Origin of the sequence: Rhizobium sp. AAP43 (assembly GCF_001296045.1) — a bacterium.
Classification (GTDB): Bacteria; Pseudomonadota; Alphaproteobacteria; order Rhizobiales; family Rhizobiaceae; genus Allorhizobium.
This window is the reverse complement of the sequence record NZ_LJHS01000022.1, coordinates 16,816-41,557: the sequence shown is the minus strand read 5'-3', so window position 1 is coordinate 41,557 and position 24,742 is coordinate 16,816. Positions and strand designations below refer to the sequence as shown.

General features: G+C 60.6%; 20 protein-coding genes. 9 read left to right on the top strand and 11 right to left on the bottom strand.

The features are described 5' to 3' along the window. Positions 1–28 precede the first annotated feature (28 nt). From IP76_RS13830 to IP76_RS13810, 5 genes are all read left to right on the top strand, one after another. Positions 29–751: a FadR/GntR family transcriptional regulator gene (locus IP76_RS13830; RefSeq protein WP_054158820.1), complete on the top strand. Its 723-nt coding sequence runs from the start codon at positions 29–31 to the stop codon at positions 749–751. A 173-nt stretch (positions 752–924) separates the two neighbouring features. Further along, a complete protein-coding gene (locus IP76_RS13825) occupies positions 925–2,094 on the top strand; it encodes a fumarylacetoacetate hydrolase family protein (protein ID WP_082352538.1) in 1,170 nt (389 codons plus the stop codon). A 5-nt stretch (positions 2,095–2,099) separates the two neighbouring features. Next, entirely contained in the window at positions 2,100–2,633 is a 534-nt protein-coding gene (locus IP76_RS13820) for a TRAP transporter small permease (protein ID WP_054158818.1), read from the top strand. Continuing rightward, a complete protein-coding gene (locus IP76_RS13815; RefSeq protein ID WP_054158817.1) occupies positions 2,633–3,910 on the top strand; it encodes a TRAP transporter large permease in 1,278 nt (425 codons plus the stop codon). Before IP76_RS13820 ends, IP76_RS13815 begins: the two co-directional genes overlap by 1 nt. A 49-nt stretch (positions 3,911–3,959) precedes the next feature. Beyond that, the gene (locus tag IP76_RS13810) at positions 3,960–4,964 is read left to right on the top strand and encodes a TRAP transporter substrate-binding protein (protein ID WP_054158816.1); all 1,005 of its coding nucleotides are present in this window, start codon (positions 3,960–3,962) and stop codon (positions 4,962–4,964) included. Positions 4,965–5,073: 109 nt separating this feature from the next. On the opposite strand, the gene IP76_RS13805 is transcribed toward IP76_RS13810, so the two are convergent. Further along, positions 5,074–5,931, bottom strand: a complete 858-nt coding sequence (locus IP76_RS13805; RefSeq protein ID WP_082352537.1) for a DMT family transporter — start codon at positions 5,929–5,931, stop codon at positions 5,074–5,076. A 550-nt stretch (positions 5,932–6,481) separates the two neighbouring features. Here IP76_RS13805 and IP76_RS23635 point away from each other — a divergent pair. Next, a complete protein-coding gene (locus tag IP76_RS23635; protein ID WP_306765484.1) occupies positions 6,482–6,616 on the top strand; it encodes a hypothetical protein in 135 nt (44 codons plus the stop codon). Positions 6,617–6,715: 99 nt separating this feature from the next. Here the strand turns inward: IP76_RS23635 and IP76_RS13800 are convergent, their stop codons facing one another. The 3 genes from IP76_RS13800 to IP76_RS13790 are packed head-to-tail and all read right to left on the bottom strand — an operon-like array spanning position 6,716 to position 8,767. Beyond that, complete coding sequence (locus tag IP76_RS13800; protein ID WP_054158814.1) at positions 6,716–7,438, bottom strand: Bax inhibitor-1/YccA family protein; 723 nt, start codon at positions 7,436–7,438, stop codon at positions 6,716–6,718. Between the two features lie 23 nt (positions 7,439–7,461). Then, a complete protein-coding gene (locus IP76_RS13795; protein WP_054158813.1) occupies positions 7,462–8,235 on the bottom strand; it encodes an anti-sigma factor in 774 nt (257 codons plus the stop codon). Further along, positions 8,222–8,767, bottom strand: coding sequence for a sigma-70 family RNA polymerase sigma factor (locus IP76_RS13790; protein ID WP_054158812.1), 546 nt, complete (start codon positions 8,765–8,767; stop codon positions 8,222–8,224). The genes IP76_RS13795 and IP76_RS13790 overlap by 14 nt, the downstream gene beginning before the upstream one ends. A gap of 161 nt (positions 8,768–8,928) precedes the next feature. Here IP76_RS13790 and IP76_RS23300 point away from each other — a divergent pair, with 161 nt between their 5' ends. After that, positions 8,929–9,096: a hypothetical protein gene (locus IP76_RS23300; RefSeq protein WP_197278346.1), complete on the top strand. Its 168-nt coding sequence runs from the start codon at positions 8,929–8,931 to the stop codon at positions 9,094–9,096. 71 nt (positions 9,097–9,167) lie between these two features. On the opposite strand, the gene IP76_RS13785 is transcribed toward IP76_RS23300, so the two are convergent. The 6 genes from IP76_RS13785 to IP76_RS13760 all read right to left on the bottom strand — a co-directional run bounded on the left by IP76_RS13785 (position 9,168) and on the right by IP76_RS13760 (position 20,164). Beyond that, positions 9,168–10,271, bottom strand: a complete 1,104-nt coding sequence (locus tag IP76_RS13785) for a DUF475 domain-containing protein (protein ID WP_054158811.1) — start codon at positions 10,269–10,271, stop codon at positions 9,168–9,170. Between the two features lie 363 nt (positions 10,272–10,634). Further along, entirely contained in the window at positions 10,635–11,051 is a 417-nt protein-coding gene (locus IP76_RS13780) for an OsmC family protein (RefSeq protein ID WP_054158810.1), read from the bottom strand. A 63-nt stretch (positions 11,052–11,114) separates the two neighbouring features. Beyond that, positions 11,115–11,516 carry a hypothetical protein gene (locus tag IP76_RS13775; RefSeq protein ID WP_054158809.1) on the bottom strand — a complete coding sequence of 134 codons (402 nt, stop codon included), beginning with the start codon at positions 11,514–11,516 and terminating at the stop codon, positions 11,115–11,117. An 87-nt stretch (positions 11,517–11,603) separates the two neighbouring features. After that, positions 11,604–13,691 (bottom strand): penicillin-binding protein 1C, encoded by a 2,088-nt coding sequence (gene pbpC / locus IP76_RS13770; protein WP_054158808.1) that lies wholly within the window; start codon positions 13,689–13,691, stop codon positions 11,604–11,606. Then, positions 13,691–19,135: an alpha-2-macroglobulin family protein gene (locus IP76_RS13765; RefSeq protein ID WP_054158807.1), complete on the bottom strand. Its 5,445-nt coding sequence runs from the start codon at positions 19,133–19,135 to the stop codon at positions 13,691–13,693. Before IP76_RS13765 ends, pbpC begins: the two co-directional genes overlap by 1 nt. Before the next feature lie 108 nt (positions 19,136–19,243). Continuing rightward, a complete protein-coding gene (locus IP76_RS13760; protein WP_054158806.1) occupies positions 19,244–20,164 on the bottom strand; it encodes a LysR family transcriptional regulator in 921 nt (306 codons plus the stop codon). A 96-nt stretch (positions 20,165–20,260) separates the two neighbouring features. Here IP76_RS13760 and IP76_RS13755 point away from each other — a divergent pair, with 96 nt between their 5' ends. Further along, positions 20,261–21,448, top strand: a complete 1,188-nt coding sequence (locus IP76_RS13755; RefSeq protein WP_054158805.1) for an acyl-CoA dehydrogenase — start codon at positions 20,261–20,263, stop codon at positions 21,446–21,448. Positions 21,449–21,625: 177 nt separating this feature from the next. Further along, positions 21,626–22,633 carry a hypothetical protein gene (locus IP76_RS13750; RefSeq protein ID WP_054158804.1) on the top strand — a complete coding sequence of 336 codons (1,008 nt, stop codon included), beginning with the start codon at positions 21,626–21,628 and terminating at the stop codon, positions 22,631–22,633. Between the two features lie 15 nt (positions 22,634–22,648). Here the strand turns inward: IP76_RS13750 and glgX are convergent, their stop codons facing one another. Continuing rightward, complete coding sequence (gene glgX, locus IP76_RS13745) at positions 22,649–24,727, bottom strand: glycogen debranching protein GlgX (protein WP_245281465.1); 2,079 nt, start codon at positions 24,725–24,727, stop codon at positions 22,649–22,651. Positions 24,728–24,742 lie beyond the last annotated feature (15 nt).

Genomic DNA, 24,742 nt, shown 5'->3' with positions numbered 1-24,742 from the left:
GGCGGCAGGGTAGGGAGATAAGGCAGACATGTCGACCGAGATCGGGCAGTTCAATATCGGGCAAATCAGGCGCAGCGAGCATTTGCCAGCGCGGATTGCTGCGCATCTTGCATCGGAGATCAGCGAATCCCGACTGAAGCCTGGCGACAAGCTGCCGACCGAGCATGTTCTGGCAAAGACGTTGGGCGTCAGCCGTTCCGTGATCCGCGAAGCCATTGCCCAATTGCGCAACGAAGGCATGGTGGAAACCCGTCAGGGTGTCGGCGCCTTTGTCAGCGAGCGCTCGGCCCGTCTCATCCGGATCAAGGATGGTGAGCTATTCGACCCGCAAAGTTTCAGGGCGCTGTTCCAGCTTCGCGTGCCGCTGGAAGTCGAGGCCGCTGGGCTGGCGGCTGTGCATCATACGCCGGACGACCTTGCGAGGATCGATGCAGCGCTTGCGCAGATGACCGGTACGGAAAAATGGACAGACCAGGGGATCGTTGCAGATCTTGCCTTCCACCGCGTTGTTGCCGAGGCAACCCATAACGAATACTTCGCGTTGTTCATCGGGTTTATCGCTGAGCGGATCAGCCTTGCCATCAATGCGGCACGGGCGCGAGCGGTGCTTGAGGAGATCGTCGAAGCGACGATTGCCGAGCATGTGGCCCTGCGTGATGCAATTGCCAGTCGCGATCCAGCGGCGGCCCGCGAGGCGATGCGGGCCCATTTGCACGGGGCGGCAAGCCGCATCGCCCTCAGTCTCGACTAGACATGAAAGGCCTGAGAGCCTGCTATCCGGGGTAAACTGCAGTCAGTGACTGGATGGGGCTAGACAGGACAGGGATCTGTCCTTAATGATTTGAATGGAGAGTTGTCAGACATCCTGACAATAGGGCGAGGTGACAGGAGGGTGTCCCTTGCCTGAGGAGGAGGAGGCCCGTCTTGGCGCCGAAGCATAACCTGAAGTCCGTCGATATCCTGCCGGAAGACGCCGCTGATGCGATCCTTGTCGGGCGCGTCTGGTCAAACGCAGCAGGTGGTCCGTGCCCGGTGCTTGTGAGCGCCGGCCGCGTGTTCGATCTCAGTAGCCTGTCGCCAACGGTCTCCGGGCTGCTCGAAATTGACGGACTATCCGACCGGCTTCTGGTGACAGCAGAATTCAGTGATCTTGGGGATCTGGATGCCTTCCTGAGTGGTGCGTCGGGCCGGTTGCTGGCGCCGATCGATCTCCAGGCCGTGAAAGCGGCCGGTGTGACCTTCGCCGACAGCATGCTGGAGCGCGTGATCGAAGAGCAGGCCAAGGGCGATGCGGCGCGTGCTCAGGATATCCGTGCCAAGCTGGCGCCGGTTCTGGGCGACAGCCTGCGCGGCCTCGTGGCGGGGTCCGAACAGGCCGCCAAGGTCAAGGCCCTGCTGCAGGACATGGGCCTCTGGTCGCAATATCTCGAAGTTGGCATCGGTCCCGATGCCGAAATCTTCACCAAGGCGCAGCCGATGTCTTCCGTCGCCTGTGGCGACCTTGTCGGCATTCATCCGATCTCCCACTGGAACAACCCTGAGCCCGAGGTCGTGCTTGCCGTACGCTCGGATGGTCGGATTGTCGGGGCTGCACTTGGCAATGACGTCAATCTGCGTGACGTCGAAGGTCGTTCGGCGCTGCTTCTCGGCAAAGCCAAGGATAACAATGCCTCCTGCTCCATCGGTCCGTTCATCCGCCTGTTTGACGGGCAATTCACGCTCGATGTCCTCAGCAAAGTGCGCGTCTCGCTTCTGGTGCATGGTGAAGACGGCTTTGAGATGACGGGCGAAAGCCCCATGCAGGCGATCAGCCGTTCGCCTGAGAATCTGGTCTCGCAACTGCGCAACCGCAATCACCAGTACCCCGATGGCGCCGTTCTGTTTCTCGGTACGATGTTTGCGCCGGTCAAGGATCGCAGGGGAGCGGGGCTCGGTTTCACCCATGAGGTTGGGGATCGCGTCGAGATCTTCACGCCGAAGCTCGGCCGGCTCGTCAACTGGGTCGATCGCACCGATGCGTGTCCCGAATGGACATTCGGCACGCGCGCTCTGTTTCGCAATCTCGCCGAACGCGGCCTTCTCAACAAGGTGTGAGACGAATGACCAAGATCATCGACCTCTTCTACCGCATTCTCGAATGGCTTCTCATCCTGCTCCTGTCGGGCATGGCCGTGATGGTCTTCGTCAATGTGATCCTGCGATACGCACTCAATTCGGGCCTCACCGTTTCCGATGAATTGGCGCGTTACTTCTTCGTCTGGCTGACCTTCATCGGGGCCGTCGTCGGTTTCCGAGAATACGGGCACCTCGGTGTCGAATCGCTGGTCGCCGTCCTCGGCCGCCGGGGGCGTGTCGTCTGCATGATCATCAGCAATCTGGTCATTCTCGGCGTGTCCCTGCTGTTCTTCTGGGGCACCTGGAAGCAGTTACCGATCAATGCCAGCATGGCTGCGCCCGTGACCGGTCTGTCGATGGGCTGGGTCTACGGCATCGGCTTCTTCACTGGTGGCGGCTGTGCGCTGATCGCGCTTGAGCGCCTGGTCCGGCTTTTGAGCGGTCGCGCGACAGATGAAGAAATCGCCGCCTTTGCCGGAGAGAACCTTAGCCTCGAAAAACTGTCGGAGCGTGCCTGATGACCCTTATCGTCTTCATCGTCTCGCTTCTCGCTGCCATGGCGGTTGGCGTGCCGGTTGCTTTCTCGCTGATGTTCTGTGGCGTCACGCTCATGTGGTACATGGGCATGTTCAACAGCCAGATCATTGCCCAGAACATGATCGCCGGCGCTGATACCTTCACGCTGCTTGCCATTCCGTTTTTTGTGCTCGCCGGCGAACTGATGAATTCCGGTGGCCTTTCCCGCCGCATCATCGATTTCGCTGTTGCCTGTGTCGGCCATGTCCGCGGCGGCCTCGGCATCGTTGCCATTGTGGCGGCCGTCATTATGGCCAGCATTTCCGGTTCGGCTGCGGCTGATACGGCAGCGCTTGCGGCGATCCTCATTCCGATGATGGCCAAGGCCGGATACAACGTGCCGCGCTCGGCGGGTCTCATTGCGTCTGGCGGCATCATTGCGCCGGTCATTCCGCCGTCCATGGCCTTTATCGTTTTCGGCGTCGCGGCCAATGTCTCGATCACGCAGCTCTTCATGGCCGGCATCGTGCCCGGTATTCTGATGGGCGTAGCGCTGGTCGTGGCCTGGCAGATCACTGTGCGCAAGGACAACATCGTGCCTTTGCCCAAGGCATCTTCGGCCGAGCGGCTTCGCGTGACAGGCCGTGCAGCCTGGGCTCTCGGCATGCCGGTGATCATTCTGGGCGGCATCAAGGCTGGTGTGGTGACGCCGACCGAGGCGGCCGTCATTGCAGCCGCCTATGCCATGTTCGTCGGTATGGTGATTTACCGCGAACTGAAGCCGAAAGACCTGCCACACGTTATCCTGCAGGCGGCAAAGACCACGTCGATCATCATGTTCCTGGTCTGCGCAGCGCTGGTTTCCGCCTGGCTGATCACGGCTGCCAACATTCCCGGTGAGATCACGGGCTATATCGAACCGTTGATCGACCGCCCGATGCTGTTGATGTTCGTCATCATGCTTCTGGTGCTCGTCGTCGGCACGGCACTCGACCTGACGCCAACGATCCTGATCCTGACGCCGGTGCTGATGCCGATCATCAAGCAGGCAGGCATCGATCCGGTCTATTTCGGCGTGATGTTCATCATGAACTGCTGCATCGGCCTGATTACGCCGCCGGTCGGCGTTGTGCTCAACGTCGTCAGCGGAGTCGGCCGCGTGCCGCTTGGCAAGGTGATTACGGGCGTTACGCCCTTCCTCCTCGCTCAGATCGCCGTGCTGATGCTGCTGGTGGTCTTTCCAGAGATCGTCATCGTTCCAGCTCAATGGCTGAGGTGACGCCCAAGCTTTTCTGCCGTCTCATCGTCAATCCAAGGGAGGATATCTTATGAGGAAGTTTCTACTCGCAACCACCGCAATTGCCTTTGCGGTTTCTGGCGCAGCCCCTGCGTTCGCAGAGTTCAATGAACGCACTATCCGCGTCTCGAACGGTATCAATGCGGACCACCCGGTCGGCAATGGCATTGACGCCATGCAGAAGTGCCTGGATGAAAAGTCCGGCGGCAAGCTGAAGCTACAGGCCTTCTGGGGTGGCGCTCTCGGCGGTGACCTTCAGGCAACCCAGGCCCTGCGCTCGGGCGTCCAGGAAGCAGTCGTCACCTCGTCCTCGCCGCTGGTCGGCATCGAGCCGGCACTCGGCGTCTTCGATCTTCCGTTCTTGTTCTCGTCGGCTGACGAAGCCTACAAGGTTCTGGACGGCGATTTCGGCACCATGATGAACGAGAAGATGGCAGCCGTCGGACTGGTCAATCTCGCATACTGGGAAAACGGCTTCCGCAACCTGTCCAACTCGGTTCGTCCGGTGACCAAGTGGGAAGACTTCGAGGGCATGAAGGTTCGCGTCATGCAGAACAACATCTTCCTCGATACCTTCCAAAACCTCGGCGCAAATGCCACTCCGATGGCGTTTGGTGAAGTGTTCTCGGCGCTGGAAACCAAGACGATCGACGCGCAGGAAAACCCCTACGTGACGATCGATACCTCGAAGTTCTTCGAAGTGCAGAAGTACATCACCGAGACGAACCACGCCTATACGCCGTTCCTCTTCCTCTTCTCCAAGGCGATTTTCGACACCTACACCCCTGAAGAGCAGACCGCTCTTCGCGAGTGCGCAGTCGTTGGCCGCGATGTCGAGCGTTCGGTCATTGCCGACCTCAACAAGAAGTCGCTGGAAAAGATCAAGGCCGCCGGTCTTGAGGTGAACGTCCTGTCCGCTGACGAGCAGGCCCGTATCCGCGAGAAGTCCAAGATTGTCTACGAGAAGCACAAGGACGCGATCGGTGCTGATGTCGTCGATCAGATTCTCGCCAAGATCGAGGAAGCTCGCAAGTAAGCCAAAGTCTCCCTGGTCGTGGTCCTGATCCACAACCAGAAGAAGCCCGCAGCGTGTCATTACGCTGCGGGCTTCTGCATTTCAGATCTATCCTCAGAGGAAGCTGGTCTTATTCCGGGATGGCAGGCAGAACTTTGTCGCGCTTCTTCAGCTGCTGTTCGCGGAAGAAGATGAAGAGCCCGGAGCCCACGATCAGTGATGCGCCAATGACCATGGTCAGGCGTGGCACTTCCCAGAAGAAGAACCAGCCGAAGACAACGGCCCAGAGCAGAAGCGTGTACTGCAAGGGGGCAACGGTCGCTGCGTCCGAGATCTTCAGGGCCCGGTTGACCAGCATATGCGCACCCATTGCGACGATACCCAGGAGACCGAGCATGAGGACCTCGGATATCGAAGTCAGCGGCGTCCAGTCCAACGGCGCCATGACCAGACCGATCAATGCGGCACCTGCGGTCTGGAAAAAGACGAGCGTTTTGTCCGGCGTGCCACGAAGACTGCGGCCGGACAGCATCATGAAGGCGAAGGCTGCTGTGCCGATGATCGAGATGACGGCTGGCATGGTGAACATCGCACTCGACGGTTCGAGTGTGATGATGACGCCGACAAAGCCGATCGCGATCGCCGTCCAGCGTCGCCATCCGACCTTTTCACCGAGCAGGAAGGGGGCGGCGGCGGCGACATAGATCGGGGCTGCGAGCCAGTAGGTCATGACGTCGGCCAAGGGCAGATACATGACCGCATAGTAGAAGCAGAAGAGTTCGAGCGTGGAGAAAACCACGCGAGCAAACTGGAGGGCGGGGCGTTCAGCCTCGACGATTGGCTTCCGACCGGCCATCCAGAGAAAGGGTGCGAGGATGATGAGGGCGGCGATGCTGCGAATGAAGATCACCTGTCCGAGGCCGTAACTGGCGACCAGCCATTTGCCCATGGCATCATTGAGCGCAAAGAGCAGCATGCCGAGAAGCATGACGGCGGGGCCCGCAAAGGCGGCCCATCCTCCGGTCGATGTCGAGGAGGGCGAAGACGAGGTGGAGGTGGTCGACATGAAGGCTCCGGATCGGAAAAGTGGTCCGCTGCGGGCAGACGAAGAACGAAGGGTGGATCGGAATGACGGGCCGGCGATCCGTGTGTGGTGATGAGAGAAGCCGCAACCGGGCCTCTGGCTGGCTTACTTGCCGCCTAAAGCGTCCTGCTGCACTCCTCCCGAAGCGATGTCTGCATCTGTGCGGATACTCTCCCGATGCTGGTGGTTTTCCGATGCTGACTTCGCTGTCACGTTGTCAGACAAACTCGGGATCTTCAACTTTTTTCGGCATAGGTGCGCACGGTCAGAACCGGGCGGTATGGCCTTTTGAAATCCGTGTGCCTGAAGGGAAGGGCTTACGGGTTACCAATTCCCTAACGGCGTAGAACTTTAGCATACTAATCTAGTCGTGATTATTGACGCGAGACCGATTTATGGCAAGAATGTGACAAAGATGGCGAGAGCCACTTGAGGTCCGATAGGGAGAATTGCCATGTCTTATGCAGATATCAAACGGGGCAACGAACATCGGAATTGGCGTGCGGTTGAGGCTTGTCAGTCGCGCATCGCCATGATCGTCGCTGCTGTCAGCATCGGCTTTCTCGCAGTCCTCATCGTCACGCTCTGATCCTTTACGCCCGCGAGGGCTTTTCATTGAAGACCAAACGAAATGCGCCCGGATTGATGGATCCGGGCGCATTTTTTGTCTGTGAATGATCTTGGGGACTTATTCTTCGCGCTGACCGGTCAGGCTCAGCAGCAGCTGGAACAGGTTGACGAAGTTCAGATAGAGCGACAGAGCACCAAACACGGCGAGCTTCTGCTGGCTCTCCTGGTCGACATTCTCCGCATACTGCTGCTTGATGTTCTGGGTATCCCATGCCGTCAGGCCGACAAAGACGAAGACGCCGATGACGGAGATGGCAAACTGCAGGGCGCTGGAGCCCATGAAGATGTTGACCACCGAGGCGATGACGACGCCGATCAGACCCATCATCAGGAAGGAGCCAAACTTCGCCAGGTCACGCTTGGTTGTGTAACCATAGAGGCTCATGGCACCGAACATGGTTGCGGTGATGAAGAAGGTCCGCGCGATGGACGTTCCCGTGAACACCAGGAAGACCGACGAGAGCGAGAGGCCCATGACGGCGCAGAAGGCCCAGAAGGTCATTTGTGCCGTAGATGCCGACATCGTCTGGATGCGGAACGAGAAGAAGAAGACAAATGCAAGCGGAGCCAGCATCACGACCCACTTCAGCGGCGACGAGAAGATCGGCACATAGAGGGCCGGTGTCTGGCTGACGAAGAATGCGACAAGGCCGGTGATGACGAGGCCAAGGCCCATATAGTTGTAAATGCGCAGCATGTGCTGGCGCAGGCCCTCGTCGAAGAGAGCGCCGGACTGTGCCTGGGCGTTGGTGTAGCCCCAGCGGTTCTGAATAGGATCCATAGTCGAGTACCTCCGTGGATGGATCAGTAAAGGGTACGGGCAAGTTTGCGGGCCTGGTCGGCCAGCCTGTCCGTGTTTTCAGTTTCGGAGATCAGCGCGTAAGCGACTTCGCCGATCTGCCAGTACGCGGCCTGGGTTTCGCCATCCTGCCGGAGCAGGACCTGCTGGACCGCAAAATTTCCGGGGCGCACGGCGAAGAGGGAAAGCCTCTCGCCCGCCTTTGGCTCAACGGCCAGTTCCACACTCGGTCCATAGGCCGAAGGAAAGACCTGCGCATCGCGCACCGCCCAGTCTCCTGGCATGGAGGGCAAGACGATTGCCGTCGCCGAGCGGATTTCAGCCGGGTCGAAGCGGCCGGCTTCGGGCTGGGATCGCATGTTCTCACGCAATTCCGCCGTCTGGTGCGCCCGCATCGCTTCCTCGACGAATTGCGGCGGCGGTACGGACGCGACTACCTCACCGATCCCTCCGGGCGCGATCCAGCCATGGGCGATCCAGCCGGCGCCGACGAGCAGCACGACGGCTGCCGCACGGCGCATTAGGTCCAAAGTCTGGCGACCGTTGAACGCACGCTCCAGCACACGGGCGGCTTCGCGGGTTTCCTGCCGCGCCACGGATGGAAGGCCGGCAAGTGCCAGACGGAGTTCGTCCCGGACCCGAAGATCAGCCATGACCTTCGCCGCAATCGAAGGATTTTCCGACAGATAGGCCTCGACCTCGATGCGACGGGCAACATCGAGCTGGTCGTCGACATAGGCATGCAGATCGGACTCGATGACAGGATCAAGGTTGGTCATCGGGATTTCCTCCAACGATTCTGAGGCGGGGCACGGCTTTTTCGTCCTCGCCGCCTTCCATGGCGCGCAGGCTGGCGCGCGCACGGGAAATGCGGGACATCAGCGTGCCCATGGGAATGTTCAAGACGGTTGCGGCTTCCTGATAGGATAGCTCCTCAATCGCAACGAGATGCAGCGCCTCGCGCTGATCGTCCGGCAAATCGAGGAAGGCTTCGCGCACCTGCGACAGGCGAACCGAATGGTCCTGGCCAGCAGGCGAAACGAGTTCGGCCATATCGCCGGCTTCACGGTGGCGCCGCTCCAGCGAGCGATTGCGCCGCAGCCTGTCGACATGTGTGTTGTGCAATATGGATAGAAGCCAGTTGCGAATGCTGCCGTCGGAGCGAAAGCTCGACTTGCGTTCAAGCGCACGCACCAGCGTGTCATGCACCAGATCCTCGGCATCTTCGGGATTGCGGACGAGCGAACGGGCATAGCGTCGCAGAGCTGCGAGCTGGCCAAGAACATTGAAGGGGTTCGTTTTCGTCGTCATGACCCAGTATACGGTGCCGATGCCGCATTTATTCCAGCTGCGCTCAAAAAAACTTTGCGACCAAAGTCCGGGCGGGGCTGCATGTGTCGTTACGGCGTTTCCGCTCGAAGGGAACCGGCAGGGGGTTCCGGCTGTTACCACTTCCCCAACGGAGGTGAGACATGGACACGCCCACGCACAAGAATGATCAGAGCGAAGGTTCCAAGGCGAAGGATTTGCCGGCGGCCGGACCGCATGACAAGAAGGAGCTTCAGGATGAGATGAAGACTCCCGGGACAGGTGCACTCAACAAGCCTGGCTCCCAGACTGCGGATGTCGGCTCTGACTGATATGAGCCTTGGCCAGAATGACAAAGGCCGGCGGTAAACCGCCGGCCTTTTTGTGTAGATTGAGTTCAGTCTCAGATATTGTCCGCGACGTTCTCGCGGGCGAGGCGCTCTTCTTCCTCACGCTCCTTGCGATTGTACTTGATCGACGACCAGAGGGAGATACCGATCAATGCCGCGCCGCCAAGGCCGGTAATGACTTCGGGGATGTGGACAAGCGTCTGGACATACATGATCACCGAAAGGATCAGGATGGCGTAGAAGGCGCCGTGTTCCAGGTAGCGGTATTCGGCAAGCGTGCCCTTTTCAACCAGCATGATCGTCATCGAGCGAACATACATCGCACCGATGCCGAGGCCGATTGCAATGATGAACAGGTTCTGCGTCAAGGCGAAGGCGCCGATGACGCCATCGAAGGAGAAACTGGCATCGAGCACTTCGAGATAGATGAAAGCGCCGAGGCCGCCCTTGGCCGCTTCGCTCATCGCCTTCTGCGAGGCGTCGAGCAGACCGCCCAGCACTTCGACAGCCAGGAAGGTTACCAGGCCGTAGATCGCCGAATAGACGAAGGTCGTGGCTTCCGCGCCTTCCAGCAGGCTGGAGAAGACCAGGATCAGAATCAGGACGAAGGCGATCTCGATGCCCTTGATGGAGGCCGAGCGCGCCATGTGCTTTTCGATCACCTCGATCCAGTGAACATCCTTCTCATGGTTGAAGAAGTAGGTCAGTCCGACCATCATCAGGAAGGTGCCGCCGAAGGCTGCGATCGGCAGATGAGCCTCGTTCATGATGCGGGCATATTCCGCCGGCTCGCGCGCGGCCAGCACGATGGCTTCGATCGGCCCGATCTTCGCTGCGATCACAACGATCAAAAGCGGGAAGACGATACGCATGCCGAAGACGGCGATGACGATGCCCCAGGTCAAGAAGCGATGCTGCCAGAGCGGCGTCATGTCCTTCAGCTTGTTGGCATTGACGATGGCGTTGTCGAAGGAGAGAGAAATCTCAAGGACTGCCAGGACGCAGCAGATGAAGAAGACGGTCGCCATGCCGCCAAGCGTTCCCGACGACTGCCAGCCGAGCGCTGCGCCGAGAACGAGGCCGATGGCCGTAACGATGAAGGCCCAACGGAAGTAACCGAGGGTGGACTGACCACCCGATGTTGCTGGAGTGCTCACGCCTGCACCTCCGAGACAAAGAAGAGGCAGGGATTTGCGAGGCGGTGCGCGACGCGCGCCTTCGCCCGAAGCAGGATCAAAGTGTTCATTGTATTGAATCCGCCGGCTGATTTGCTGGCGGTACCGACATCACGAGAGCGCCGTAAAACTCTCGCCAGAGGGGCCCGGCACCAGGTTTCGATCGCGTGATTGCTGCAATCACGACATCTCACGAACTAGTTAAACGACACGGGTTGAAGGTCAAGATCTACCGGGCAAAAGGGTCCCGTTTCAAACGATTTCACAAGGAATTTCGTTGTTCTGCGGCGCTGTCGTCTTGAGCGGCTGACGGCTGGGACCGAAGAACGCAGGCCCGGCGAAAATCTAGGTCGTCGTGACGATCAGTGTCGGACGCAGGGCAAGGCTGTTGCTGACTGTGCAGATCGTTTCAGCCTTGTGGGCGACGGCGCTCTGTTCGTCTGCAGTGAGGTCGCCCTCGAAGCGCATTGTCACAGTCAGGCTGCCAAACCGGGAAGGCTCATCGGCGGCCTTTTCCCCCTCCACGTTGACGGCGATGCCATCGAACCTGTCGGTGAGGCCCAGTTCACGGGCGGCAATGCGGGCACTCATGCTCATGCAGGCAGCAAGCGACGCCAAGAGAAGATCCAGCGGGTTGAAGCCAGGCTGCGTGGGCCCGGTGACGATATCAAGTTCGCCGCCTGTTGCCGAACGGATGGCTGGATAGCCGGCTCTTGCGAGCGTGGCGGTTGCCCCAATCGGGCGGTATATCAAATCGGCCATGGTGGCTCCCGGTGGTGAAAGGCTCTCAGCCTAGGAGAGCCCTTCACGCGGTGCAAGCCACCGTCAGATACTGCTGCCGATGCGTGCGGTGCCGGTCTCGCCATTGTCGCGGATCCATTTGAGCCGCTTGTCACCGGTCCGGATGAGTTCGAAACACATGGGGGCACCCTTGTACCAGCTGGTAAACTGCTGGCAGAGTTGGTCGCCCTTGATCCACCACCGCCCCTTGTCGTTCGGCTTGGCAAAACGACCGAGGCCGAGGGCCTCGCCAGAGCCATCCACCTGTCCATTGGTCCGGTAATTCAGTGGAAACTCGCCCCCGAGCGGTACGGCAAGGTAGATCCGCTTGCCGATGATCTCGCCCTTGATGTCATTGGCGGTGAAGCGCTCGTTCGCCATTGCGGACGTCGTTGCGACTGCGAGGGTCGAAAGGACGATTAGTCCTGTGCGCAAACTGTTGGTCATTTCGAAGGTCTCCCGTCGGAAAATGGTCACAGGCAGAATACGCGTGGAAGGCGTTTTCGGATCATGACGACCCCTGCGAGCTTCAAGTCAATCGCGGACAAAGACGCTGACAGAAGCCGCCCGACCATCGGCGTCGATGACGGTGAGGGTTGACTGGCCCGTGCCAGCCGGGTGCCATTCTCCTGTTCGCCGACGGGTGATGTCGGCAAAGGGTTTCCCGTCGATCAGCCAGCGGAACGGCGCGCGCCCGGCCTGCATCTTCATCACCACCGGCAGTCGTGCGCCATCCGGCCCCTTACCGAGCTCTAGTACGGAGCCTTCCGGCGGATAGATGATGTGCGGTGGTTGTTCGCGGGCGCTGGTGGAAGCCAGGCCATTGCCGGCGGTCGAAAAGCGGCGCAGGCCAATCGGCAGATCGGAGGCTGCCAGCCTCATGGCGCCGGCGGGTGCGCGGGGCAGGGGTGTTCCGGACAGGCCGGATTTCGCGAAGGCCTCGAACAGGACGGGAGCTGCCGTCTTGTAACCCGAGATGCCGGGCACGGCGGCATTGTCGGGCCGGCCAATCCAGACCCCCAGCACGTAGCGGCCATCATAGCCGACCGACCAGGCGTCGCGATAGCCGTAGCTGGTGCCGGTCTTGTAAGCGATGCCCGAAGGTGGACTGCCGGTCGGGGGAAGGACTGCGCCCAGTACATCCGCAACAGTCCAGGCCGCTGTCGGCTCGAACAACGGCTGGTCATCGATAAGCTCTGCCTGATCGCGAATACCGTCCCCCAGGCGGACTGGTTGCTCGCGATTGACGAGGCCAGCATAGAGCTGGACCAGATCCTTGAGGGTGATGCCCGCACCTCCAAGTGCAATTGCCAGACCCGGCGCCTCAGTTGGCGGCAGCTTCAACGTCACATCGGCGCGCCGTAGCCGGACCATCAGGCGGGCTGGGCCGACAGCATCGAGCAGGCGGACGGCGGGCACGTTCAGCGACAACTGCAGCGCCTGACGGATGCTGACGTCACCCTGATACTGCATGTCGAAATTCTTTGGGCGATAGCCGTAGAAATCGGCCGGACGGTCTTCGACAATGGTTTCCTGGGCAACGAGTCCCTGTTCGAAGGCGAGACCGTAGATAAAGGGTTTCAGCGCCGATCCGGGGGAGCGTTCCGCCCGCGTCATGTCGATCCAGCCGGAGCGGCTGGTGTTGAAATAATCGGCTGCACCGACTTCAGCGACGATCTCGCCAGTCTTCGCATCCGCCATCAGGAGGGCGAGCGAGACCTTCGGGTCGAGTTTGCGTCCCGTTTCCAGCGCCAGCTTTTCCAGTCTCTCCTGCACGCTGCGCAGGATGGTCGTCTGGTGTCGTGTTGCCTGCGGCGCTTTCCGCCTGGCGGCTTCCGCCAGATGCGGTGCGAAAGCCGGCAGTTGGCGGCGAAGGTTCGGCAGCTCGGCTGTGACTGCCAGTGCCACTTCGCCCGGTTCGACAACACCGGCTTCACCTGCTCGGTCGAGGACGCGCTGCCTCGCCTTCAAGGCGTTGTCGCGAAACCGGTCCGGCCTGCGCTTCTCCGGCAGTTGCGGCAGCGCGACGAGGAGGGCAGCTTCCGCTGTCGTCAACCGTTTCGGCTCCTTGCCGAACCAGGCGAGGCTTGCTGCCCGTACACCTTCCAGATTTCCGCCATAGGGTGCATGCGTCAGGTAAAGGTCGAGGATCTCGCGTTTCGAAAGCCTGCGCTCGATCTGCAGGGCCCTCGCGATCTGGATCAGTTTTGCCGTCAGCGATCGTTCGCGGCGCGGTTCGATGAGGCGCGCGACCTGCATTGAAAGCGTCGATGCGCCGGAGACGATTTGACCATTGGTGACGAGTTGCCAGGCTGCGCGACCGAGCGCCAGCGGATCGACGCCCGAATGGCTCTCAAAGCGCCGGTCTTCATAGGCGACCAGCATGCGAACAAGGGCCGGATCGACGTCATCGGCCGTGGTCTTCAAACGCCAGAGACCGTCGCCGGTTGAAAAGGCACGAAGCAACTGCCCGTCCCGGTCAAGGATTTCCGTCGAGACTTGCCGGGCTGCATCGAGCGGCGGGGGGAAGCGCTTGTCTGCATAATCAAGCGATGCAACGATGCCGGCGGCGATCAGGACGACCACCGCCGAAACTGCTGCAATCCGCCGGCCCTTTTTCATCAGGGGGCTGCCGAGACCGTCATGGCACCCGCGGCCGTTCGGGCCGAAAGCTGCGGACGGTACATGTCCTCGACGCTTGCTGCCGGAAGATCGTAGGTGCCGGGCGTGACCGCGCGGACCACATAGGCCAGCGTGATTGGACTGTTGTCGCCCTCGGCGCGATCAATCGCGGCGACAAAACGGTCGCTGCGGAACTCGAGATGTGCGGTGTCCGTCTGCGCCAGCCAATCGAAATTGGTCAGCGCCGCACTGTCAACCAGGCTTGGATTGTCGATCTCCAGACCCGCCGGCAGAAGGTCCGTGATCAGGATCTGGGCCGGCCACTCGGCTTCTTCGGTCACTTCGATCAGAACGACGTAACGCTCGTTCTGCGTGGCTTCGGTGATGTTGGCCTCTTCACCATCCAGACTGTAGTAGGTCCGGGTGATGCCAAAGCCTTCACCCCCTGCAGCCGGTGGTTCGACCGGTGCTGCAACTGTGGTGACGGCTGCACTGATCGGCTCGAGGCCCTTGTTGGTCAGGGTGACCGGCGACTGCAGGAGTGCCTCTCCTGGAATGGTCGCGGCATAGGCACCTGTCCGTTCCGCACCATTGACCTCAACCTTCAGCGCCTTGTCATCCTGCTGCATAGCGCGGGCGGCAAGCAGCATCCAGGTTTGTTCCTGGGTGCTGAGTGTCTGTTTCGCGTTCCACTCTTCCGCCACGACCTTGGAAAGGATCGGCACGACCGGCGGAACCGGTCGGCTTTCGGCGGCGAGTGCAAGCACGCCGGCTGCATCGCGCAGGGACGAGCCGTAGTCGTTGCGCGAGAAGCTGACGGGTGTCAGGCGCGCCTGCTCACTCATCCCGGCCGCTTCGAGGAAGACCGCATTGGCCCGTTCGCTATCACCGTAGAGCGAAAGGGAGGCTGCCAGATGCGCCTTGGACAGAGGTGTCGGGAAGTCTGCAAGCATCGTATCGGCATAGTAGCGCAGGTCGCTCAGTGAGGCTTTGCGGCTGCGGGCCAGGACATAGAGCGCATAGGCGATCTCGTTGCCATTGGTCTTGATATCGTTGTTGTAGGCGAGGCGGTTCTGTAGGTTCTGCAGCGCCAGAACGAGGGCCTCTTCCGGCACATCGAACTTCTGTTCGCGGGCGCGGGTGAGGAAGTCGCTGACATAGGCATCGAGCCACAGGCTTTCCGACCCCGGAGCCCAGAGGCCGAAGGAGCCGCTCGACGACTGGTAGGAAAGCACGCGCAGGATGCCATCCTGCACCCGCTTGTTGATCGCCTCGTCTTCCGGCAAGCCGGAGAGTTTGGCGAGTTCACCGAAATAGAGGAGCGGCAGGGCGCGGCTCGTCGTCTGTTCGGCACAGCCATAAGGGTAACGGTCTAGCGCCATCAGCAGGCCGGGGATATCCAGACCATCTGCACGTGCGACGTTGAGGCTGACCGATGCGCCCTGCAAGAGGCTATCGGCCAGAAGTTCGCCATCGACCGTCAGGCTCTTGCCGGGAGCAAGCGCAATGACCTGTCGCTGGGTGATCGGCAGTGTTGCAGGGCGAACCGGCACGTCCAGCGACTGGCTGATGGCGACACCGTCACCGCCTGCAAGCGCGATATCGATCGTGCCCGCGCCCGGCGTGACACCCTGGATGGGCAGCGTGACCGTAACGGTCTTGCCCGGAACAAGGTCGACCGACTGGCTGTCGGCACCGCCGACAGTGACCGGGCCGTTGCCGGTGGCGGTCACCGTGTAGCTGCCGGCGGGTGCATCGGTCGCGGCGATATCAAGCCGTAGGTTGCTTTGGTCCTCCGGAGCGAGGAACTTCGGCAGGCTCGCAGTGACCACAACAGGGTCGCGGATCACGACGTCGGCCTCGCCATGGCCGAGACCATTCTTCGACCATGCCCAGGCCATCACGCGGGCCGTGCCGTTGAATTGCGGAACATCGAAGGAAACCGTTGCCTTGCCATCGGCATCCAGCTTGATCGGGCCGGAGAAGAAGGCGACGAGTTTCTCCTTTGGCGGATTGCCTTGCAGGGCGAGTTCCCCGCCGTCGCCACCGGTGCGCAGTTTGCCAGTGGCACCGAGCGAGCCGTCAATCAGCCGGCCATAGAGGTCGCGCAGTTCCAGGCCCAGGCGCCTCTGACCGAAATAGTAGGTTTCCGGCGCCGGTGTCTCGTAGCGGGTGAGGTTGAGGATGCCGACGTCAACGGCGGCAACCATAACATAGGCTTCTTCATCCACGCCGGCTCCGCTCACTTCGATCGGGATTTCCAGCGCCTGGCGGGGCAGGGTCTTTTCCGGCGGGGACAGCTTGACTGCCAGCTTGTCTGTGCCGGGATCGACGGCCAGCCATGCGATGCCAATCGCACGTGCGGGCATCCGGCTTTCCACGCCGTCGCCCGGCCTGAACAGCGTCGCGGTAATGTAAGTGCCAGCACCGAATTCGGCAGTGACAGGTATGTCGATTTCCGTTCCTTCCGGCGGCACGTCAGCGACCTCTGTGGCGATCAGCGTGTCCGTGCCCGCAGCCACGATGACCTGCCCGGCGAAGCGTGGCGAGATCTTCAGCTTTGCGGTTTCACCGATCGTGTAGGACGCCTTGTCGAGGCCGATTTCAAGCGCATCCGGCGTTTCCGTCGAGTTTGCCGAAACGAACCAGCCGGCGTCGAAATCGACGCTCGAAACCGAGCCGCCTGCCTCGACTTCCAATCGGTGGCTGCCCCAGGTGACGGGGACGGAGAGTGGTGTGCCGTCTGCGTCGATGTCGAGCGTGCCATCCGCCACCAGCTTGGTGGTGGTGATCGGCTCATAGCGCCAAGACGAGCCTTCCCGATACCATTGGTAATTCCGCTCGAGCTTGATCAGTTTCCAGCGTGCTCCGGGCAGGGGCTGCCGGGCGCTGTCCGTGCCTATGGCGATCAGGTTGAAGCTTGCATTGGTGTTTTCGGCAAGTTCGCCTTCAAATTCCGGCTTGATGCCGATGACAGGGCCTTCCGGCATGACGGGGAGCGTCAAGGTGCGTTCCACCGCTCGCCCGCCGCCTTCGCGCAACCGCAGCACCACATCGGCATTCAGAAGACGGGTCGTCGACGGCAGCTCAGTCAGCGAAACGTCGATCGAGCCTTTGCCGTCCTCGTCGAGCGGCGCTAGCTCTTCGAAGGAAACGCGGACGTCTTCAATGCCTTCTTCGTCGGCCAAACCGAAGCTGTAGCGCGCGTAGTCCGGGTGGCTCGTTGTCGGCTTGACCACAAGCTCGCCTTCCAGCGCGAGGCCTGCGGCCGGTGCGCCATAGAGGTAGTTGCCATCGGCAGAGATCGTGACTGCTTCGTCCACGGCAATCGTTTTCGCCTCGGTCGACAGTTTCAAGTCGAGCCGGTCCGGTACGAAGTCGTCGACGAGGAAGGTGGTCTGGGCAATGGCCTGCTTCTTCGGGTCGGTGTGGATAGAGACCGTCCAGCTGCCGCGCATCGCATTGGCGAGAATGGGCAGATCGACGGCGTAGCCGCCAAGCGCCTCGCCACTCACGGCCATGCGGCGGGATTCGACGCCGTCTGGGCGGCTGAAAACGAAGGTGAGGGGCAGGTCTCCAATCGCATCCGCCTCGCTATCGCGTGCGAGTGCCGCGACATGAACAGTCTCGCCGGGGCGGTAGATGCCACGTTCCGTCCAGGCCATGATGTCAACGGGGCCGGGTGCCGGGCGTCCCGTCACGCCGCGGTCCGACAGGTCGAAGCCGGCGCGGGTCATGTCGAGGAAGACATTGTCGTCGTCGCCGCTTCTGGCCGCAATCACGGCAGGGGCCAATGCTGCGCCGCCGCGCAGGAGCCCAGCGTCAAAGCGCGCGCGCCCATCGGCGTCGGTGGTGGCGGTTGCGAGGATTTCGTTGTTCTTCGCAATCAGCTGCAGGCTGATGCCCGAGAGAGGCTCGGCTGCCGCCAGCGAACGAGCAAAGACATGCAGGCCATCGGTTCCGGCGAAAGTCGACAGGCCGATGTCGGAGACGACGAACCACTGGGTGGCTCGGTTGTCCCAGCTCTCTGTCGTCCCTGTGGGCGGAACTGCCGTCATGACATAGATGCCAGGTTTGCGGGTCGGAAGCGCCTCGGCCAGGGGAATGCTGGTGACGACTTCCTTGTTCAGCTCGTTGGCAATGTCGAGCGAACCTTCCCATACCAGTTCACCGATTTCATCGCGCACCCGTGTTGCGGTGTAGCCGTCGAGTTGGGTGAGGAACTGAGAGGCTGAGAGGAGCGGCGCGATGTTGCGGTCGCCGATGCGGTAAAGTTCGAGCTTGGCGCTGTCGGCGTTGATCGAGACGAGCGGGATGCCCTGACGCGCAGAGGAGGGCAGGACAAAGCTATCGCCGGTAAAGCGGACGGTCGAACTGCGGTCGCGGATATAGATGTCAACTTCGGCTGGCGCCTCCAGGTTTTCACCTACGGAGGATGGCAGGCCAGCGCGCACCGCCAGCCGGTAACGGCCACCATGCTCCAGGCCCTCGACGCAAATCTGGTTGTTCTTCGCCTCGATTGCCTTTGGTGCCTTGCCGTCGAGCGTGACGAAGGGGGCATAATCGACGCCGCGTTTGACCAGTTCTTCGGAGAACACAACGCAGGCGCGGGGCGACGCGCTGTCTGAATCGATGGTGTTGGACACGATGCGGAAGCCTTGGCGCGACCGGAGGTCGACAAAGGCGGCCTGGACCTCGGCATTGGAGGCCAGCTCAAGGCTTGCCTTATAAGAATTCAGGGCGGCGCGCCAGTTCTCGCCATTCTCCAGCGAGCGAGCAAGGGTCGCGAGTGCCTCGGCGCGCGTCGCCGTTCCCCGTGTCAGCAGGTAGCCATTGACGGCGGCCATCGCGCCTTCGCCTGCCATGCTGTAGTTCCCGGTTACCGTATTGGCCATGCGGGCCATTTCGAGCCAGAGGGCCGCGTCATCGGCATCGATGGACAGTGCGCCCTTCATCGAGGCGAGAGCCAGATCGATATTGCCTCCGGTAAAGGCAGCGCGACCGGCTTCGATCAAGGCATCACGACCAAGCCCCTGCTGCTCTGCTGCGACTGCGAGACTGGACCGCTGGTTGCGGGCGTCGATCTTGAGCTGCTCGGTGATGAAGGAAAGCGCCGGCGGCGCGCCGATGTCTTCCTCCGCCGTGGTCATAACGATCCGGCCGGCGACGGCGCCTGGAAAACTGTTGAGCGTGTCGAAGTCAGACTTCAGAAAACACCAGCTGACCTTCGGATTGTAAGTGAAGGCGCGGCAGGAATTGTCGGCGATGCAGCTGGCTTCGCATTCTTCGAGCGACACGTTCTTCTCGGTCCTGAGGTCAAAACCAAAGTAGTCGCCATTGCTCACGCGCTCGATCGTTCTGACGTCTTGTGCGGATGCCGGGAGCGCGATCGAACCGAGAGTGAGGGCGAGTGTTAGTAATTTTAAGATGTGACTTGTCGACATGTTTCTCTCCCGAGCCCGATCACGGCATTTTCATTTTAGTCTTTGCGCATGACACAGGGTTGTCAATCGGCATGCAGCACAGCCCGGTGTGCTATCACAACCGCTTTTTTAGGGACTGATCGCGTTCCTGTCGCTGAAAGCTCTTGCCGTATCGATGATCCAGTTGGCGAAGAGGCTTGCGGGACCATAGGCCATCTTCGACAGGGGGCGCACAAGGTAGTAGGCGCTCGCGCTTTTTACTTCGTGGTCCCAGGCGCGCACGAGTTGTCCGCTGGACAGTTCCGGTTCGATCAGGAATGTTGGCACGAGTGCGATGCCGAGGCCGGCAAGGCAGGCCTGTACAACGTTGGAAAACTGCTCGAACCGCATACCGCCACCACGGCCTTCTACGATGCCGAGGCTTGCAAACCACTGTTCCCAGGCGCGAGGTCTCGAGGCCATGTCGAAGAGCGGCTTTGACAGGAGGTCCTGGGGCCGGTTCACCGGGTTCGCGGCAAGAAAGCTTGGACTGCAGACCGGCACGACCATTTCCTGCATCAGAAACTGGCAATCGGTGCCGGGCCAGTTCGGCTCGCCGATATGGATCGCGGCATCGATGCCAGAACCCTCGAATTCGAACTGGCCGATGCGGGTGGCAAAATCGATGATGATCGCCGGGTTGCGGGCCAGGAAATCGGGGATGCGCGGCATGAGCCAGCGGGTGCCGAAGGTTGGCAGGATGGCCAGGCGCAGATGCGTGTCGTCGCGGGTCGCCATGGCTTCCAGCGAGAGCGTCCGGATTGTCGCCAGTGCATCACCGATCCCCTTGGCATAGGTCTTGCCGATCGCGGTCAGTTCCACGCCGCGATTGGTTCGGTCGAACAGTCTGACGCCGAGCTGCTCCTCAAGAAGGCCGATCTGACGGCTGATGGCGCCTTGGGTCAGGGCCAGCTCGTTGGCGGCAGCCGAGAAGCTGCCGAGCTTGGCCACGGAATCAAAAGCGGCGAGCGCACTGGTTGAAGGCAGGAAGCGGCGTTGATGTGTGAGCATGTGTTATGACTAGACCTAATAGCAGCATGAGTAAACATGGCTTGAATTGCGGGTCGATATGAGCAATCTGGGCATACGAAACAAAGGATGAGACCGATGAGCGAGATGCGACCCTTTTCCTGGAGTGATCCTTTCCTGATGTCCGAGGCTCTCAGCGAAGACGAGCGGATGATCCAGGATGCGGCCGCCGCCTTTGCAAGGACTGAACTCGCGCCACGTATCAGCGACGCCTATCTCGGCGAAACGGTCGAGCCTGAACTGTTCCGATTGATGGGGCAGGCCGGTCTTCTCGGTGTGACCCTGCCAGAGAAGTATGGCGCGGCCGGTGCCAACTATGTGTCCTACGGACTTGTGGCGCGAGAGATTGAACGGGTCGATTCCGGTTATCGCTCGATGATGAGCGTCCAGTCGTCGCTGGTGATCTATCCGATCTATGCCTACGGCTCTGAAGAGCAGAAGGATAAGTATCTGCCAGGGCTCGTTTCCGGGGAGCTGATCGGCTGCTTCGGGCTGACCGAGCCTGATGCGGGTTCCGATCCGGGTGGCATGAAGACGCGTGCGGAAAAGATCGAGGGCGGTTACCGCCTGAAGGGATCCAAGATGTGGATCTCGAATGCGCCGATCGCTGACGTCTTTGTCGTCTGGGCAAAGTCGGAAGCGCATGGCGGCGAGATCCGGGGCTTCGTGCTGGAAAAGGGCATGAAGGGTCTGTCCGCTCCCAAGATTGGCGGGAAGCTTTCTCTGCGTGCGTCTGTCACCGGCGAGATTGTCATGGATGGCGTCGAGGTCGGGGAGGACGCGCTGCTTCCGAATGTCTCGGGTCTTAAGGGACCGTTCGGCTGCCTCAATCGTGCGCGCTACGGCATTTCATGGGGTGTTATGGGTGCGGCGGAAGACTGCTGGCACCGTGCGCGCCAGTATGGTCTTGACCGCAAGCAGTTCGGCAAGCCGCTGGCGGGCACGCAGCTTTTCCAGAAGAAGCTCGCCGACATGCAGACGGACATCGCTCTCGGCCTCCTTGGCTCTTTGCGGGTCGGTCGTCTGATGGATGAACATCAGTTCGCGCCGGAAATGATCTCGCTGGTCAAGCGCAACAATTGCGGAAAAGCGCTAGATGTCGCCCGGATGTCGCGTGACATGCATGGCGGCAACGGCATCCAAATCGAGTATCATGTGATGCGGCACGCGCAGAATCTTGAGACGGTTAACACCTATGAGGGTACTCATGATGTTCACGCCCTCATCCTCGGGCGTGCCCAGACTGGTATTCAGGCGTTCTTTTAAAGCCCTGTGCTGACTTTTTTCGTCCGAACTGTCGCAAGTTTGCGATAGGTCTGGATAGTTGATGCTATATCGGCAAGGCTTGGCTTGCGCCGTCGAGAGATTGGCAGCACAACCACTCCGTTTGGCCGTAGAAAGGCGTGTGCCCTCTCCGGTGTCGCGGATTCCGGGAGAGCAAGCATGCATGACGTCATCGTTCTAGATCAATCTACGTTGTCGGCCTTCCGAACTGAGCATCCGTGGCTTGTCTTTCCCGATGCGATTCACGAGGTCACGATCCATTTCAACGAGGACGGTGGTCCGCGCAAGATGACCGCGGCACGGCGCGGATCCGATGGGCAGATTGAGGCCGCGGATGTGGATGCCTTGGGTTCGGATGTTATTCTTGCGCTGCTCGCCTATGGCCCTCGCGGCGCCGCTTCGGTCGAGGCGCGGCCGGAGCTCGAGAAGGTTTGGCAAATCATTGAAAATCTGCCGCGCCTGGGAGGCTCATCGAATACTGACGATGTCGTTGCGATCGAGGCAGAAAGGCGTGCAACGCTTGAGGAGGCGTTTTCCATCGTCCGCGGGCTTGCTCTCTCGATCATCGGTGAGATGGAACTCTCATCCACTGGCGAGGGCGGTGCTTGTGGCCGCGAGGCGCTGGCGAAAAGCCTGCCTCTGACCCTGGATGCTGTCCGCACCGAGCAAAAGCCCGTCTGGTCACGGCTTGATCTATGGGGTGTCGTTTCAGTTCTACGCGACGAGTTGGCTTTGCCTGCCGACCATGAGCTCAGCTCTTCCGAGGATAACAGCTATTTTTCGCGGGAAAGTCTCGATCAGGCAGTTGTTGCCGCCATGTCCGGTCCCATTGTGCAGGCCATGTTTGATTTATCCGTGGGTGCACTCTGCGTCTCGACCCTCGGAGGAACGCGGTCGCGCTATATTCGTGTCAATCAGGCCTACCTCGACCTCGTCGGCAGGACCTGGGAGGAAATCCAGGGAAGTGAAATGCTGTCAACGGGCATCGTCACGGACGGCGAGGCGCGCGGGCGGCGGCTTGATCTCCTGGATCGGGAAGGTGGCTATGTCGGCGAGCATGCCGATGTTATCACGGCGAGCGGGGACAGAATTCGCGTAACGATATCTGCCCGCCGCATTTCCATCGCCGGACAGTTGTTTGATTTCGAGATCATGATGCCTGTTTAGGAGTGCTGAATAAGGTCAGCGCCGCCTGAACAGGGCAAGCGAGCGTGCCTGCATGTGGAAAGGTGCGGCCTCGCTCACGGTGTCTCCGGCGCGCTCTACGTCCGACGTCGTGAGTTCCAGGATCCAATCACCGCTGCCTGTCTTGGGCATGACGAAGTCGATGTCTTCATCGACAGGATTGAACATCAGCATGACTTCCGGCCACACACCGTCGGTGCCTTCAAGATCCTCGCGCCTAAGCTTCAGGGCTAGCGGATTACCATCCAGCCAATGTTCGGGGCGCTGCGCTCCACCATGCAGATTGTACCAATCGATGATCGTGCCGTCGCGCCAGCTGGAGCGGCGCAGCAAGGGTTGGTCCCGCCGGAGGGTGATCAGTCGCGTGGTGAATGCCCGCAGATCCTCGCAGGTGGCGGGGAGGTTTTCCCAGTGCAGCCAGCTGATCTCGCTGTCCTGGCAATAGCCGTTATTGTTGCCCATCTGCGAGCGACCAAATTCGTCCCCCGCCAAAAGCATCGGCGTGCCATGCGAGAAGAACAGCGTGGCGAGGAAGTTGCGCTTTTGGCGTTCGCGCAGCGCGTTGATGCCTTCGTCGTCTGTTGGTCCTTCGTGGCCGTAGTTATGGCTGCGATTGTCGTTGTGACCATCGTTGTTGTCTTCGCCATTGGCGTCATTGTGCTTCTGGTCGTAGCTGACGAGGTCGTTCAGCGTGAAGCCGTCATGAGCAGTGATGAAGTTGACGCTGGCCCAGGGGCGGCGTCCCCGCTGGTCGTAAATGTCGCCAGAGCCGAGCAGGCGGGCGGCAAAATCCGGCGCGCAATTGTCACCGTTCAACCAATAGTCACGGGTGGAATCCCGATATTTGTCATTCCATTCTGCCCAACCCGGCGGGAAGCCGCCGACCTGATACCCGCCGGGGCCGATATCCCAGGGTTCGCCGATCAGCTTGACCTTGGACAGGACCGGGTCCTGGGTGACGGCATCGAAAAAGCCGCCGCGCTGGTCGAAGCCTTCCGGCTCGCGCCCGAGGATCGTGCCAAGGTCAAAGCGGAAGCCGTCGACGTCCATCTCCTCGGCCCAGTAGCGCAGACTGTCCATGACCATTTGCAGCACGCGCGGATGAGAGGTGTTCACCGTGTTCCCGGTGCCGGTGTCGTTGATGTAATAGCGGTGATTGTCGGGAAGGGTCCGGTAGTAGGAAAAGTTATCGATGCCCTTTAGAGACAGCGTCGGCCCCAGTTCGTTTCCTTCGGCGGTGTGATTGTAGACCACATCCAGGATCACCTCGATGCCTGCATCATGAAAGGCGCGTACCATATCGCGGAAACCGGTCAGTCCCTTGGGGCCGTAATAGCGGCTTGCCGGGGCGAAGAAGCCAATCGAATTGTAGCCCCAGTAATTCTTCAGCCCCTTGTCGACGAGATGGCTATCATCGGGAAAGGCATGGACGGGGAGAAGTTCGATTGAGGTGATGCCCAGGCTTTTGACGTAGTCGACGGCGGCCTTGTGTCCCAGGCCCTCGAACGTGCCGCGCAGATCCTCGGGGATCGCGGGATTGAGCTTGGTAAAGCCCTTTACATGCGTTTCGTAGACGATCGCATCCGGCCAGGCAGTACCCTTAAAGCGGTTGGTCTGCCGGTTTATGGCTGTGTCGACGACGCGGCATTTCGGCGTGACGGGCGCACTGTCGAGATCGTTGAAGGAAAGATCCTTCTCCTCGCTGTCGAGGTCGTAGCCGAAATGGGCGTTCGACCACTGGAAATCTCCGAGGATTTCGCGCGCGTAAGGGTCGAGAAGGAGTTTGTTCGGGTTAAAGCGATGGCCGTTGGCGGGGTCATAGGGACCGTGAACCCTATAGCCGTAGAGCTGGCCCGGGCCGATGCCGGGGAGGTAGGCGTGCCAGACTTCATTGGTGAATTCGGGAAGTTCGATGCGGGCGGTCTCGATCGTGCCGGTGTCGTCAAACAGGCATAGTTCCACTCGTTCGGCATGGGCCGAGAAGAGCGCGAAATTGGTGCCTTCACCATCATAGTGCGCGCCAAGCTTATGCCATTGCCCTGCCTCGACCGGGTGGAGCTTAAGGGTCATGTCCATGGATACCTCTGGAGA

What these genes read in the sequence shown, in the direction of transcription:
- IP76_RS13830 (WP_054158820.1), top strand. Translation starts at nt 29, where the DNA reads ATGTCGACCGAGATCGGGCAGTTCAATATCGGGCAAATCAGGCGCAGC.
- IP76_RS13820 (WP_054158818.1), top strand. Translation starts at nt 2,100, where the DNA reads ATGACCAAGATCATCGACCTCTTCTACCGCATTCTCGAATGGCTTCTC.
- IP76_RS13815 (WP_054158817.1), top strand. Translation starts at nt 2,633, where the DNA reads ATGACCCTTATCGTCTTCATCGTCTCGCTTCTCGCTGCCATGGCGGTT.
- IP76_RS13810 (WP_054158816.1), top strand. Translation starts at nt 3,960, where the DNA reads ATGAGGAAGTTTCTACTCGCAACCACCGCAATTGCCTTTGCGGTTTCT.
- IP76_RS13805 (WP_082352537.1), bottom strand. Translation starts at nt 5,931, where the DNA reads ATGCTTCTCGGCATGCTGCTCTTTGCGCTCAATGATGCCATGGGCAAA.
- IP76_RS23635 (WP_306765484.1), top strand. Translation starts at nt 6,482, where the DNA reads ATGTCTTATGCAGATATCAAACGGGGCAACGAACATCGGAATTGGCGT.
- IP76_RS13800 (WP_054158814.1), bottom strand. Translation starts at nt 7,438, where the DNA reads ATGGATCCTATTCAGAACCGCTGGGGCTACACCAACGCCCAGGCACAG.
- IP76_RS13795 (WP_054158813.1), bottom strand. Translation starts at nt 8,235, where the DNA reads ATGACCAACCTTGATCCTGTCATCGAGTCCGATCTGCATGCCTATGTC.
- IP76_RS13790 (WP_054158812.1), bottom strand. Translation starts at nt 8,767, where the DNA reads ATGACGACGAAAACGAACCCCTTCAATGTTCTTGGCCAGCTCGCAGCT.
- IP76_RS23300 (WP_197278346.1), top strand. Translation starts at nt 8,929, where the DNA reads ATGGACACGCCCACGCACAAGAATGATCAGAGCGAAGGTTCCAAGGCG.
- IP76_RS13780 (WP_054158810.1), bottom strand. Translation starts at nt 11,051, where the DNA reads ATGGCCGATTTGATATACCGCCCGATTGGGGCAACCGCCACGCTCGCA.
- IP76_RS13775 (WP_054158809.1), bottom strand. Translation starts at nt 11,516, where the DNA reads ATGACCAACAGTTTGCGCACAGGACTAATCGTCCTTTCGACCCTCGCA.
- pbpC (WP_054158808.1), bottom strand. Translation starts at nt 13,691, where the DNA reads ATGAAAAAGGGCCGGCGGATTGCAGCAGTTTCGGCGGTGGTCGTCCTG.
- IP76_RS13765 (WP_054158807.1), bottom strand. Translation starts at nt 19,135, where the DNA reads ATGTCGACAAGTCACATCTTAAAATTACTAACACTCGCCCTCACTCTC.
- IP76_RS13760 (WP_054158806.1), bottom strand. Translation starts at nt 20,164, where the DNA reads ATGCTCACACATCAACGCCGCTTCCTGCCTTCAACCAGTGCGCTCGCC.
- IP76_RS13755 (WP_054158805.1), top strand. Translation starts at nt 20,261, where the DNA reads ATGAGCGAGATGCGACCCTTTTCCTGGAGTGATCCTTTCCTGATGTCC.
- IP76_RS13750 (WP_054158804.1), top strand. Translation starts at nt 21,626, where the DNA reads ATGCATGACGTCATCGTTCTAGATCAATCTACGTTGTCGGCCTTCCGA.
- glgX (WP_245281465.1), bottom strand. Translation starts at nt 24,727, where the DNA reads ATGGACATGACCCTTAAGCTCCACCCGGTCGAGGCAGGGCAATGGCAT.